The sequence below is a fragment of the Corynebacterium sp. H128 genome, from assembly GCF_037482625.1.
Lineage (GTDB): Bacteria > Actinomycetota > Actinomycetes > Mycobacteriales > Mycobacteriaceae > Corynebacterium.
Genome location: NZ_JBBHKW010000005.1, coordinates 1 through 13,047, shown reverse-complemented (window position 1 = coordinate 13,047; position 13,047 = coordinate 1). Strand labels below are relative to the sequence as shown.

The following is a 13,047-nucleotide window of genomic DNA, read 5'->3' as shown; positions in this document are numbered from 1 at the left end:
CTCATTGCATCGCCTTGTGCGATTCAATCCCCGCCCTCGTAGCTCAGGGGATAGAGCGCTGGTTTCCGGTACCAAAGGTCGGAGGTTCGAATCCTCTCGAGGGCACTTTCCAACCGAGCAGCCTTGACCATTAACTCCCGTGGTCAGGGCTACTTTTTATTTCCCACCCGCACGCGGAGGACGCGAAAGTCCCCTCGAGACTTTCTGGAGTCTTCGAGGGGACTTTCTTCGCAGCTGCAGACACCTAGATTAGGTGTTCCACATCAAGACCGCTGCCACGATGTAGATCAAGATCTGTGGCCCTGGGAACAGCATGGAGACCAGAAATAGGATGCGCAGGACATTGGGATCAATCCCGTATGTCTCGCCGATGCCACCAAGCACACCGGTCACGACCTTGTTGGTCTTACTGCGGGTGAGCTTGCGGTTCAGGAACGGGATAGAACCGTCAAGCTTGGTGTAGTCGTTGAAGTTGCTGCCACTGTTAGGGGTAGTCATTGTTTCGGGTCCTTTCCAAAACTCCGGGTTAGTGTTTGTCACACTTCCCATTGTTGTTGCTGGACCCGCAATGCGCATCAGGTTTTACCCTGATCTTCTCCCCTAGTTAGTCTTCCGTTTTGCAGCCAGTTGGTTCCGGTGGCGGCGTGACTAGGCGTTCCAGCAGTGTGCGCAGGAAGTCCACTTCCTCGCCAGTGAGCTGGTCAAATACCAGTCGGCGAACCGATTCCACATGACCGGGGGCGGCTGCCTCGAGGCGCCGGAGGCCGTCGTCTGTGATGGTCACCAACACTCCGCGGGCATCATCGGAGCACTTGTGTTTGAGCACCAGTCCCCGTCGTTCCATTCGGGTGATCTGGTGCGATGCGCGCGAGCGATCCCATTCCAGCAGCTGACAGAGGTCGCGCAGGCGCATTCCGCAGTCTTCTGCTTCCGATAGGGAAACGAGGACCGCAAACTCGCTGGCCCCTATCCCAGATTCTTGTTGCAGTGTGTCTTCCATTCCGCGCTCTAGGTGACGGATGGAGTTGAGGATGAGTCGCCACAAGATCTGCTCTTCATCAGTTAGCCAGCGTGGGCTTGCCATAAGTGTTGTCCTGTTCTACACCCGCGCCGACCGTTTTAGTCACGCCTTTAGGGTGCTCGCATGCAATGAATATTTAAATTTTCTTCCACCTTATGCGATAACTCTGCCTGCGCCAAAAATCAATTATCAATTTGAATAAAAATTTCTTAGATTTTTAAATTTGCTGCTCAGGTATCGTTTTTTCGCCAAAAGATACAATTTCTTCATTTTTTGTTGACACGTCACCACTAGCTAGTTATAGTGAGTTCCACGCCAGCGGGCAGCACGCTCGAAGGCGCAAAAGAACCGCACAATCAAACTTTGGAGACATCATGAGCAACTATGCAGGCACCTACGCACTCGACAGCACCCACTCCCGTATCGGCTTCTGGCTCCGCCACGCGATGGTAACCAAGGTGCACGGCGAGTTCACCGACTACGAGTCCAATATTGTTATCGGCGAGGACTCCTCTGCCACCGCCGTCATCAAGACCGCATCTATAGACACCAAGAACGCTGACCGCGATGCTCACGTCAAGGGCGAGGATTTCTTCGACGTAGCCAAGTTCCCAGAGATGACCTTCACCGCCACCGATTTCAACATCGCCGGCAATGCAGGCACCGTCACCGGCGACCTGACCATCAAGGGCATCACTAAGCCAGTCACCCTCGACGTTGAGATTTTCGGCGAGGCCGTTGACCCTTATGATCAGACCCGCGTCGGCTTCGAGGCCACCACCAAGATCAACCGCAAGGACTTCGGCATCGACTTCAACGCACCGCTGGGCACCGGCGGCGTCCTGCTCTCCGAGGACATCAACATCGTCATCGAAGGCTCCGCTATCCGCCAGGGCTAATCCCCTTTCTTTAGACCAAAACCCGCTAGGACCATGTGCAGTCCTAGCGGGTTTCCTCATGCCGAATCCTTAAGGCCGGCTAGTCACCGGATTTCAGCTCATCCATCGGGTATTCGCGCATTCCCGCGACATTCTCGTAGCGCGTTGGCATACAAGTCAATACAAACACCTGGTGGCTCTTCCCCATGTGACTGAACAGAAAGTTCATCATCTCCAAGCGGGAAGTGTCCGTGCTGCCCAGTGCGTCGTCGATGAAAATGGGCACGCCATCCTCAGCTGCGATCATCTCGGCAACTGCGAATCGCACGAGGATACCAAGCTGTTCCTTTGCGCCCCCGCTCAGTTCCCCGAGGGCAATCGGGGTATCGGCTATCACACGCTGTTCGATCTCCAGCTGCTCATTCAGGGCGAAGCTCACGCCTGGGCCAAAAACGTTGTGCGCCAATTCGTGGAGTTTCGCGGCAAACGGCGCGGCATAACGTTCCCGGGCCGCGTCGCGGTGGCAGTGGAGCGTGTGACGCAGCAGCTTGATACTTCGGGCCTGCCGGAGCACGCTTTCATGGCGGTAGTGCGCAGCTGCCATTGCTTCTTCCGCTTTGATCAGCGCCTCCGCCGCGCCTTCCGCGCGCTCAATCTGCCCCTTCTTTTCTGCGACCTTGAGACGAGCATCATCAATCTTCTGTTTCAAGGTCACCACTTTTGCCTGCGCTCCTGCCAGCAGTCCCTCCGCCTGAGCTAGCTGGCAATCCGCGGCCTTAGCCTGGACTGTCTCGAAGGCTTCTTGCGCTGCTTTAAGATCTTCTGCAGCGGCATCCACTGCCAAGCCCAGCTCTCGTTCTGCCTGCGTAGACTCGGCCGCAGCTAGCAGACCTTTCTGGCGCTCCATGCTGTGAGACACATCCTCGATGCGTGCTTCCACCACCGTCAGCTCCGTATTTCGGAGCGCGTGCTGCAGGCGCTTTTGTTCGGCCACCGCTGCCTTTAGATCACTGTCTAGCTGCTCGGAGGTCTTTTCCAAAACCCGGATGTGCTCGGCCAGTTCTTCCGCAGACTGCTCCGGCACCGCCGCATCCGCCAGCTGCCTGCTCAGCTCCGCCAATTCACTGCGCAGCTGGAACTCATCGCGCCCGGCGAGCACTGCCGTCCGCTCCCCTTGGGCAGACTGCAGCGCCTGCTTCGCAGCCTGTTGTTCTTCATATTTCACGCGGGCCCCATCGACGCTATCGCAGCCCAAGTCGCCGAGCAGCGTATCCAGCCGCTGCTTGGTGTGCTGTGCATGAGCAATGAGGTCGGCCGCCCCTAACGCTGGGGTGAAGGTAGCGGTCACCGCTCCAATGCACATGTCTGTGGCCGCAGTGAGCGCGATTTCAACTGCGTCGCTTCCGAGCTGTATCTCTTCGCCTCCTACAGATATGTCTGTGGTTTCAGTGGCGCTCAGCCGCAGTGAGGCCGCGCTGGCATCCAGCGCCGCCTGCGCCACCTGCGCTGCAATCGCAGCTTCGCTGGCCTCCGCAAGACTCTCTTTACTCACCGCGTGTTCGGGAAGCTCCGCTCGTAGCTTCGTTATCGCCTTATCGCGCCTATCAAGGTCTGCTACTAGCGCTTGTTGCTCTGCCAGGGTTGCCGCCGCGTTCAGCAATTCTTGTTGTTGGCGCGCGGTGGCAATGTCTGCCTTGTTTTGCTGTGCGAGCAGCTCGAAGCTGGCTACGGCAGCGCTTAGTTCTGCCAGTTTGTCGGACTGTTCAGAGACGCTCGCTGCGAGTTCGCTACGCCGCTCACTCAGCTCGGCAAGCTTCTGCTCATGTTCAGTTAATGCCGCTCGCAGTTCCGCGCGCTGCGTTTGTTCCTGCTTCGCTGCTTTGAGTTTGAGCTTGTGGTGCTCCACTGCGGCCTGCGCCTCATGCAACTGCGCATGGATCGCTGTCGCGGCTTGATGAAGTTCCTGCCGTTGCTTCAGCTCCGCCTCGGCATCCGGCAGCCGCTGTTGGAAGTCCACGAGTCGGGCAGTCTCCCGCTCGACGAAGTCCACATCGCCGTCCAACTGTTGCTTTGTGGCCAGCGCAGTGGCATGGGCCTGTTCGGCCTCTCGCAGACTGTTCGTGGCTTGGGCCAACTCCCCGGTTTCCTTGGCGGTCTTGGTGTAAAAGCGCAGGTATTCCTTGTCCACCGTCTGCATGAACTCGGTGTCATCCACCACTGCCGTGGACTCATCGCCAGCCCGTTCCAAGGCGGCGCTGAGGGACGGGATTCCGGCGGCCTTGATCGTGGCATCTACTTGTCCTTGGCTCACGAACAACGTGTCTAGGAGGCTTTGGTCGGCGTACTCAGAAAACAGTTCTGCGAGTTTTTCTTCCGCCTCTCCCCCGGTGAAGCTCTCCCGGCGCGGAGTCTCTAGCTCCAGCACAGCCGCGGTTTTGCGCAGGTATTGCTTGGTAATTCGGAATCGGTGCGGACCAAGGGTCAGCCGCAGGGAAATCTTGACCCCCACGTCGCGCCCCTTGGGCTGCAAGGCCTTGACCGCCTTGCTGCTTGATCCATGCCGAATGTTTTTCAGCGTGTGGATCGCCTCCAGGATCGTCGATTTCCCAGCCTCATTTTCTCCCGAAATGACGATCACACCGGTGTCGGGTATATCCCGCAGTGCAAGGTGCTCGATTCCCCGAACGTGCGCGAGCTCTATGTCATGAATCCGCATCCTAGGCCCCCTTTGCCAATCGGAACATCAGGCGAACCGCAGCATCGGCATCAGGATCTTCGGCGGCGAGCAACTCCTGCAGCGCGTCTTTGGCATAGCCAGAGATGTTCAGCGCCTCCAGATCCGAGGCTTCCGGCTGCAACACCAGGTCCATGAGTCGCGCGCGGGGCTTAAGCGAGGCAAAAACGGGTTCTAGTCGCTCGAGTTCCCGCTCAAGGAGTTGCATCGCGGAAAGATCCAGGGTGCCCCGCAGCCCGTATTTTATGGCGACCCGGGACTTGTTCTCATAGGCGTCGAGACGCGCGATGAACTGCTCGACATCAGCGCGGGAGTTGAGGTCAGCTTCGATGGCGTGGAAGAGCCAACTACCCGTGGGCACTTGTTCTACGGTGACTTCTCTAGTTCCGTCGATGCTAACCACGAGCACGTTCCCGGAGTTGCTTTCTCCGCCCCCTGCAGTGGTGAAATCGTGAAAGTCGGTAACCTCCGGGGATCCGGAGAACCATACCGCCCCGGTAGTACCGACTGGGCTGGTGGAGTGGGTATCACCGAGCGCCAGGTAGGAGATCTTGCCGCTGGCGATGGCGGCCTCAACTGTGGGCAGGTCGATGAGGTCAGGTTTGACTTCACCACGGCCCGCTACTTGGCCGTGTCCAACTAGGATCCGCAAGGAATCATCATCGGGCACTGTCTGCAAGGCGGCAGCAACCCGATCCTCCACTGCCCGTTTCGAGAGCAAAGGCGCGCCAATCAGCTGCGCCCCCGGGACAATATCCACAGGAGTAAAGTCACTCAAGACGTGCACGCCAGGGACCTGCTCTGCAGAGTAAAAGACGCTGTCCGCGGTCAGCGGATCATGGTTTCCAGGCAGCAAGTACACCGGTACCGGAAGCGCCTTGAGCACTTCGAGCACTCTGCCGAGAGTGCGGCGATGTAAAGAATTGGACTCAAAGACGTCCCCAGCTACGACGATAAAGGCGCAGCCCTGAGCTGCCGCGATCTCACCGATCCGACTAACAGCTGCCAAGCGGGCATCGTCAAATCTGGCCTGCGCCTCACCTTCTAAAAACCATCGGGTCATCCCGAGCTGCCAGTCGGAGGTGTGCAGAAACTTCACTTCAGTCATGCTTCAACTTCTAACGGTTAGTCCGGACACGGGTACCCCCATGCGTTCGAAAGTGCAGGTCAACGCGGATGTGTGAGGTGATGATAGAGATCCTCAATGTCACTTACTGCCCGTAGCTCGTCAATAGAGGTATAGGAGATCGAGCGCATGGCTTTGTGCAGTGCGTCGAGGTCAGAGTCGTCGATAGCCGGGGCGGTCTTGGGGTTCGGCAGCAAGGGTAGTTCGCCCCCCTCCCAGAAAGATTCGTTGCTAGCCCCGGAGCTGACTTCCGAGTGTTTCTTCGCCGCCGCTTGCATCGAGAGTTCGAGCTGGGCGAAGCTCAAGCCCCGCAGCTCAAAAAGCAGCGCCGGTTCCTTTTCCACCTTGTCCGCAAACACTTCCAGCACCGCGATGGCATGCTTGCAGCAGCCCGAATAATCAGGGCATTCGCACAGCAGTCGCACCTCGTGGGGCTGCTCGGCAAGAAGCGTCCCCACCATCGCTGGGGGAAGTTTTCCAGACCGCACCTCGCCGAGCACACTCGAGGACTCCAGCAGCGCAGCTGTCACCGTTTCTAGTTCCTCAGCGCTGCGGTGTGGAAAGACAATGTTGACCCCGAAGGGCTCGTTTTGCGAGCCAGCGACATCCGCGACAACACGGTCCCGGGAGACGGAAATTGAAACCACGTTGCCGTTTCGGGCATAAGATTTTCCCCGGGAAATACGGCCATCGTCCGCCAAGGTGTAATAGATGTCCCGCAGGAAAGCCTGCTGATGAGTTTCGGCAACCACGCGGCGTTTCGGCGCCGGCGGCGGCGTGCTCACTCGTGTCTTCTTGCCAAAGTTGGCGTAAATGACGTTGTCATCATTGGAACGCACTGCCATCAGTTTTCCCTCCCGCGATAGCTCAAGAGCAACGCCAGTTCCTCAGGCGAGAGCTCGGTGATCCAGCCTTCCCCTTCACCCACAATGGCGATAGCCAGGTGCATCTTGCCGTCCAGAATATCTTGGATCGATTCCTCCATCGTGCCCTGCGTGATCATCTTGTACACGTGGACGTCCTTGCGCTGGCCGATGCGGAAGGCACGGTCCGTGGCCTGGTTCTCCACCGCCGGGTTCCACCAGCGATCCATGTGGACCACCACGTTTGCAGCGGTGAGGTTCAAACCGGTGCCGCCGGCTTTGAGGGACAGCACCATCGCTGGCGGCCCATCAGCGTTTTGGAACTGCGCCACCATCCGGTCGCGCCCGATCTTGGACACCCCACCATGCAGGAACGGGATCTCCCGCCCCATGCGTTCGGACAGGTACGGCACGAGGATGTCCCCGAAGGCCTTGTATTGGGTGAAGATCAGCATCTTCTCCCCGCGTTCGGTAGCGCGATCGACCAGCTCCATCAGCGCCTTGACCTTGCCAGAGCGGTGCCTGCCCATCACTGTGACAAAGGAACCGTCCTGCAGGTAATGCGCGGGGTGGTTACAGATCTGCTTGATGCGCGTGATGGTGGAGAGCACGAGTCCCCGTTTTGCAATTCCCTCGGTGTCGTTGAGGCGGGCTTGCACGTCATCAACCAGTGCCTTGTAGAGAGCGGCCTGCTCTTTAGTCATCTCCACGGTGAGAATTTCTTCGCGCTTCTCAGGCAGGTCGTCGATGATCGCCGGGTCTGTCTTGAGGCGGCGCAAAATGAACGGCGAGGTCAGGTCCCGCAGTCGTTTCGTCATGGCTTCGTCCTGTTCCCGCTCGATGGCCTTGGCAAAGTGATTGCGGAAGAAGGAGGCCGAACCCAACACACCGGGGTTGCAAAAGTCCAGGATGGAACGCATTTCGGATAGGCGATTCTCCACTGGGGTGCCGGTGAGCGCCACCCGGTGCTGGGAGGGCAGGCTCCGCACGCTTTTCGACGCCCGCGTCCCCGAATTCTTAATCGCCTGCGCCTCATCGAGGACCACGCGGAACCACTCGACCTGCCCCATCATCTTGAAGTCACGGCTGACTACCCCGTAGCTGGTCACTACGATGTCGGCATTACTCGCTGCGCTCAGGAATTCCTCACCGAGGAGACGATCTGAGCCATGATGGCTCAGCGCACTGAGGCCGGGAGTGAACTTGGATACCTCATTGATCCAGTTGCCCACCACGGAGGTCGGACACACCACAAGGGTTGGCCCCACCGCGGGATCTTGCTCACGCTCCACTGCGAGCAGCGTGAGCAGCTGGAGGGTTTTACCCAGGCCCATGTCGTCGGCAAGCACGGCCCCGAGGCCGTTTTGGGTCATCCACCACAGCCAGTCCACTCCGCGCCGTTGGTACTCGCGCAGATCGGCGTGCACGCTATCTGGGATCGCTACGCGCTGCGGGGCGGGGACCTCGGCTTGCCCGCCGAGCAGCGCAGTTTGCCAGTTGGTGCCGACGAACTCAACCGGGGTATCTTCCGCAAGTTTGAGCGCCAATTCCCGCAGCTGAGCCAGGGTGACCTTGTCATCGCTCAAACCGGCATTGTATTTCTCGCGCAGTTCTTCGGCGAGTGCTTCTAATTCCTCAGCCCGCGGGTCCCCATTCGCCCGTGCCAGCTGAGACTCCATCATGGCGGTCTCCATGCGTTTGCGCAGCCCGCGGCGCGAACCCTTTGACAGTTCTTCCACGTAGGCAGAAACGCGACGGAGCGCGGCGGCATCTGCCATGACCCACTGTCCACGCAGCTTCACCAACCCGGCTTTGGAGCTGACCAGCTCGTCCATTTCCGCGTCGGAGAGCTCAACATCGCCCAAGCTCAGCTTCCAGTTGTACTCCACCAGCTGGTCGAGCCCAATCACGGATTTGGTGGCAGCAATGGCTCCGTCATGGGCTTGGGAGGTCTCGAGGCTGAGCTTCGGCTCAAAGGTGGACCAGGACTTCGGCAGCATGACATTGACGCCCGCTGCCCGCAGCTTGGCCACCTCATGGGTAATAAAATGCACCATTTGTTCGGTGGTCAGCGCGATGTCCAGCTCTCCGGTGTCCTCGGAACCATAGTGGGCCGCTGCGCGGGCTTCCGATAGCCCGGCCTCATCGCCGAGCACGGGCGCGATGTCCCGCACCTTAATAATGTTCTTCTCGATCAACTGCGTGGTCGGCTTGTCCAACTGGGCAAAGTGCACTGGACGCGGGGCGTCCACACCGAGTCGCGCCTGCACGCGCACGTACCAATCGCGTCCTTCCACACCAAAGTCCTCGGAGGCAGGTTCCTCCACGATGATCACGAGGGATACTTCCCCACCGGTCATCGATTCTTTCCAGGTCTTCAGTTGGGTAACCAACTGTGGCCCGCCGCGTCGCAATGGCGTGCTGGAGAGCAGCGCTTCAGTGAAGTCGTGCCAGGGAGTCACACGCGGGATGGCGTAGAGATCCTGCAGCACTGCGTTTGCGATCCAGTGCGGCAACTCGTCCGCGATGTCCTCAACTACCGAAGAACCGCCATTAGCGATGATCACCCCAGGCGCGCACGCCGTCATTTGGGCCTGCCAGCCCAATTCCCCGAGGCCCGTCATGAGTTGCCATTGTGGCCACCACTTACCGTCCTCCCAGCGGGTGCGCAGTACCACGCGCCCTGCTTGAACGAACTGTTCCAGACCTAGGTACAGGTGGATCAGCCACAGCAGGTCGGGAGCAAGGTAAGCACGCTGTGCGGTTGGAGTGGCTGGGGTTTCCAGATCAAATATTGCCAGCTGTTGCAGCAGCTCTACCGCTTGTTGTGGGGTGTAGGCCGCGGTGGGAATGTCCAGGGATACTTCGCGGCCTTTGGGGGTGCGCAGTGTGGTGGTGCGCACGTGACGGAAGCTTTTGCCGTCGATAAGCCCGCGGATCAGCGGTGGCAGGTCACCATCGCCGAGGGTGTCGGGGAGCACAATACGGTGCCCTTCCACCTGCTCGATCCACAAGTGGAGCCCGGACGTTTTGGTCCAGAATCCGTGGAGCAGGTGCGAAGTCATACATCTGTTTGTACCAGTTCGGCGGTGGGTGTACTGCCAGAGCACCCCATGTAGCACTAATGCTATTGCAACGCGGAGGCAACGATAAGATAACCAACCAGTAACAAACACCTTGAGGATTCCTTGCGCCCTCTGTTAACTGCCTAGGCTGCAAGGAGCGTTGTTAAGGAAATAGAGTGCCAAAAGCTTAAGTATCTATTTGGGACGACACGACTTATGGAGGCACTGTGAGCACGCAGACTTGGTTCATTATCGCGATCGTCATCTATATGGTGGCGATGCTAGCTATCGGCTATTGGAGCTACCGGCAAACCAGCAAATACGACGAATACATGCTGGGAGGTCGCGGTCTCGGACCCGGAGTGGCTGCTCTGTCCGCCGGCGCTTCCGACATGTCGGGCTGGCTCCTCATGGGCCTGCCTGGCGCACTGTTCGTCTCCGGATTCTCTGAGCTATGGATCGCCATTGGCCTGCTGGTCGGCTGCTGGGCGAACTGGAAGTGGATCGCCCCGCGCCTGCGCTCTTACACCGAAGTGGCTAAGAATTCCATCACTGTGCCGAGCTTCATCGAAAACCGCGTCAAGGACACCTCTCGGATGCTGCGCGTGATCTCGGCAGTGGTCATCCTGGTCTTCTTCACCTTCTACGTATCCTCCGGCATGGTCTCCGGTGGCAAGTACTTCGAATCCACCTTCGGCGGGGATTACCTCACCGGCATGCTGATCGTCGCCGTAATCACCGTGGCGTACACCTTTATCGGCGGCTTCCTGGCCGTGTCCTACACCGATGCGGTGCAGGGCCTGATCATGTTCGCCTCGCTCATCATCGTGCCGATCATGGCTCTGATTGCGCTGGATAACCCGATGGACATCTTCGGCTGGCAGGCCCACAATGACTACGGCCCGTACACCAGTGGCACCGGTAACCCGACGTTCTTCAACATGGTCTCTGGCGTATCCATCGCAGCGATCATCGGCAACCTCGCGTGGGGCTTGGGTTACTTCGGCCAGCCACACATCATCGTTCGCTTCATGGCCATGCGTAAGCCTTCAGATTCCGTTGCTGGCCGTCGCATCGGCGTGTTCTGGATGCTGCTCTGCGTGGTCGGCGCGGTGTTCACCGCAATGATCGGTACCGTATTCTTCGCCCAGAATGCCGATATCCAGGTCACCGACCGGGAAGCCTTTGAAACTGTCTTCCTGGACATGGGTCGCATCCTGTTCCACCCACTGATCGCTGGACTGGTGCTCACTGCGGTGCTCGCAGCCATCATGTCCACCATCGCCTCTCAGTTGCTGGTCACCAGCTCCGCGCTGATCGAAGACCTGTACATGATCGTGGTCAAGCGCCAGCCGACCCAGAAGAACCTGATCTGGATGTCCCGCATCGCGGTTCTCAGCGTCGCGATTGTCGCAGGCCTGCTCGCCATCAACCCTTCCGATTCGATCCTGGGCCTGGTTGCTTTCGCCTGGGCTGGCTTCGGCTCCGCATTCGGCCCGATTGTGATCGCTTCGCTGTACTGGAAGCGCCTCAACGCTCCAGGCGCTATGGCCGGCATGGTCGCAGGCGCTATCGTCGCTTTCGCGTGGGGCCAGAGCCCGCTTTCCGACGTCATGTACGAGATCGTCCCCGGCTTCATCGCCAGCGTGGTAGCCATGGTCACAGTAACCCTGATGACCAAGCCACCGGTAGAAAAGATCCAAATCCAGTTCGCGCAGGCCACCCGCCTGTCCAAGGTGAAGGGCAACCTGACCCCGGAGATGCTCCGCGAACAGTAAATAAAACGCAACCCTTTCGGGCGGCTCGGCAGTCTATCTAAGTATGACGCCGAGCCGCCTGTTGCTGTTTACCCTTATCCTGTTCACCTGCCTGCTGCTCTTTCTGGATCGCCCAGTCTTCCCCACCGACGCCCCTGCGCTCTCCGCGACCCTGCCACACATACCGCGCGCCCCGCAGCGCCAATCCGTGCACGGCTACGAGCGCGAGGCGTTCAGCGATTGGGCACCCACGCTTATCGACGGCCATAGCTGCACCACCCGCACCCAGATCCTCACCCAAGCCTTCGCCGCGCCAGCCGCCGCCGATTGCTCCGTGACGCCAACCCCAGGCATCAAGGATCCCTATTCCGGTGCCGAGCTCAGCAACCCCGTGGAAATCGACCACATCTTCCCCCTGCGTGCCGCCTGGGATTTGGGCGCGCATTCGTGGACCCCGGAAACCCGTGCCAGGTTTGCCAATGATCCCAGCAACCTGGTGGCTGTATCCAAGGAAGCCAACCAAGCCAAATCTGACCTGCTGCCGAGCCAGTGGCTACCTTCGCGCACGAACACCCGATGTTGGTATTCGCGGCGGCTGGCCCATGTTGCCGCCACCTACCAACTTGCCTTGCCGACTGCCGATATCCGGGTGATGCAACAGGCATGCTCAGTTAGCGAATTCCCCGGCGTGTGGCTAAGGTGACCTGTTGAACTATCACCCAAATGTTTTGAAAGGCCCGACCGTTGAGCACAATAATGATCGCCCTCCACGTCCTGAGCGCAGTCCTTTTCCTCGGACCAGTAACCGTGGCAACCTCCAGCTTCCAGGTCAAGGCGCTGGCTGCCCACAATGGCGATGACGCTGCCCGCGGCGCAGCAAAACTGCTCCACCAAATCTCCACCACCTACGGCATGCTCTCCCTGCTCGTCCCCCTGCTGGGCGTAGGCGTATTCATGATGGACTCTGCGTACATGAAGCAGGGCCAGTTCCACGCAGCCATCGGCCTGTCCGTCATCGCCTGGGCACTCCTGTTCTTCCTGATCCTGCCACGCCAGAAGAAGTTGATGGCAGGCCTCGGGCTACTCGACGCCGATGAAATGCCAGCTAACCCGGAGGTTGCCGATTGGAAGAAGGCGAAGGGCCAGCTCTCCATGTTCGGCGGCATCTTCGCACTGCTGTGGCTGATCACCGCAGTACTGATGTTCATCTAGCATCTGTCACTAACGTCGCCTGATCCCGCTGAACAGCCAGTGCGGGACGGGCGACTTTCGCGTTCTTAGGCCGCGGTCGCGCTTCCCGCCGAACCCCTTTTGCCGAACATCCCAGGATGCCCCCAACCCCCAAAACCAACCACCTGCAAAGTTCGACAACAAGGGTTCGCCAACAACCCCAACCCCATTCACACTCACGCCATTCGGGCAACCAGAAAGCCCCGTTTGAGTTCCTCCCCGAACCCCTTTTGCCGAACATCCCAGGGCGGTGTCAAGCTGTGAATGCACCATTGAGTGTTTTCATCAGTATCTCACGAGGAGTGCACCCACCCAGCACGATTCGCGGAGTGTCATTGAGCTCATCTTGCACAAACTGGACATGCTCGGCAGT

The 13,047-nt window shown here is 59.1% G+C and carries 10 protein-coding genes, 1 tRNA gene and 1 pseudogene; 5 read left to right on the top strand and 7 right to left on the bottom strand.

Annotated features, from left to right (window positions below; genetic code table 11):
- The first annotated feature begins 32 nt into the window (after positions 1-32).
- Positions 33-105 (top strand) — tRNA-Arg (locus WG915_RS05810).
- A 144-nt stretch (positions 106-249) separates the two neighbouring features.
- On the opposite strand, the gene WG915_RS05805 is transcribed toward WG915_RS05810, so the two are convergent.
- Positions 250-498: a PspC domain-containing protein gene (locus WG915_RS05805; protein WP_339564435.1), complete on the bottom strand. Its 249-nt coding sequence runs from the start codon at positions 496-498 to the stop codon at positions 250-252.
- A gap of 106 nt (positions 499-604) precedes the next feature.
- On the bottom strand, positions 605-1,084 hold the full coding sequence (locus WG915_RS05800; protein ID WP_339564434.1) for a MarR family winged helix-turn-helix transcriptional regulator: 480 nt from the start codon (positions 1,082-1,084) through the stop codon (positions 605-607).
- 311 nt (positions 1,085-1,395) lie between these two features.
- Between WG915_RS05800 and WG915_RS05795 the strand changes: the two genes are divergently transcribed.
- Positions 1,396-1,920, top strand: coding sequence for a YceI family protein (locus tag WG915_RS05795; RefSeq protein ID WP_339564433.1), 525 nt, complete (start codon positions 1,396-1,398; stop codon positions 1,918-1,920).
- 79 nt (positions 1,921-1,999) lie between these two features.
- Here the strand turns inward: WG915_RS05795 and WG915_RS05790 are convergent, their stop codons facing one another.
- Genes WG915_RS05790 through WG915_RS05775 form a run of 4 tightly spaced genes read right to left on the bottom strand, consistent with a single transcriptional unit; the run spans position 2,000 to position 9,687 of the window.
- Positions 2,000-4,615 carry an AAA family ATPase gene (locus tag WG915_RS05790; protein ID WP_339564432.1) on the bottom strand — a complete coding sequence of 872 codons (2,616 nt, stop codon included), beginning with the start codon at positions 4,613-4,615 and terminating at the stop codon, positions 2,000-2,002.
- A 1-nt stretch (position 4,616) separates the two neighbouring features.
- Complete coding sequence (locus tag WG915_RS05785; protein ID WP_339564431.1) at positions 4,617-5,741, bottom strand: metallophosphoesterase family protein; 1,125 nt, start codon at positions 5,739-5,741, stop codon at positions 4,617-4,619.
- Positions 5,742-5,800: 59 nt separating this feature from the next.
- On the bottom strand, positions 5,801-6,604 hold the full coding sequence (locus WG915_RS05780; protein ID WP_339564430.1) for an SWIM zinc finger family protein: 804 nt from the start codon (positions 6,602-6,604) through the stop codon (positions 5,801-5,803).
- Positions 6,604-9,687: a DEAD/DEAH box helicase gene (locus WG915_RS05775; RefSeq protein WP_339564429.1), complete on the bottom strand. Its 3,084-nt coding sequence runs from the start codon at positions 9,685-9,687 to the stop codon at positions 6,604-6,606. Before WG915_RS05775 ends, WG915_RS05780 begins: the two co-directional genes overlap by 1 nt.
- A gap of 227 nt (positions 9,688-9,914) precedes the next feature.
- Between WG915_RS05775 and putP the strand changes: the two genes are divergently transcribed.
- From putP to WG915_RS05760, 3 genes are read left to right on the top strand one after another with little or no spacing between them, the layout of a single operon-like run.
- On the top strand, positions 9,915-11,465 hold the full coding sequence (gene putP, locus WG915_RS05770; protein ID WP_339564428.1) for a sodium/proline symporter PutP: 1,551 nt from the start codon (positions 9,915-9,917) through the stop codon (positions 11,463-11,465).
- 43 nt (positions 11,466-11,508) lie between these two features.
- Positions 11,509-12,147: an HNH endonuclease family protein gene (locus WG915_RS05765; RefSeq protein ID WP_339564427.1), complete on the top strand. Its 639-nt coding sequence runs from the start codon at positions 11,509-11,511 to the stop codon at positions 12,145-12,147.
- Between the two features lie 41 nt (positions 12,148-12,188).
- Entirely contained in the window at positions 12,189-12,656 is a 468-nt protein-coding gene (locus tag WG915_RS05760) for a DUF2269 domain-containing protein (RefSeq protein WP_339564426.1), read from the top strand.
- Positions 12,657-12,927: 271 nt separating this feature from the next.
- On the opposite strand, the pseudogene WG915_RS05755 reads toward WG915_RS05760, so the two are convergent.
- Positions 12,928-13,047: pseudogene (locus WG915_RS05755) on the bottom strand (IS30 family transposase); the annotation flags it as partial.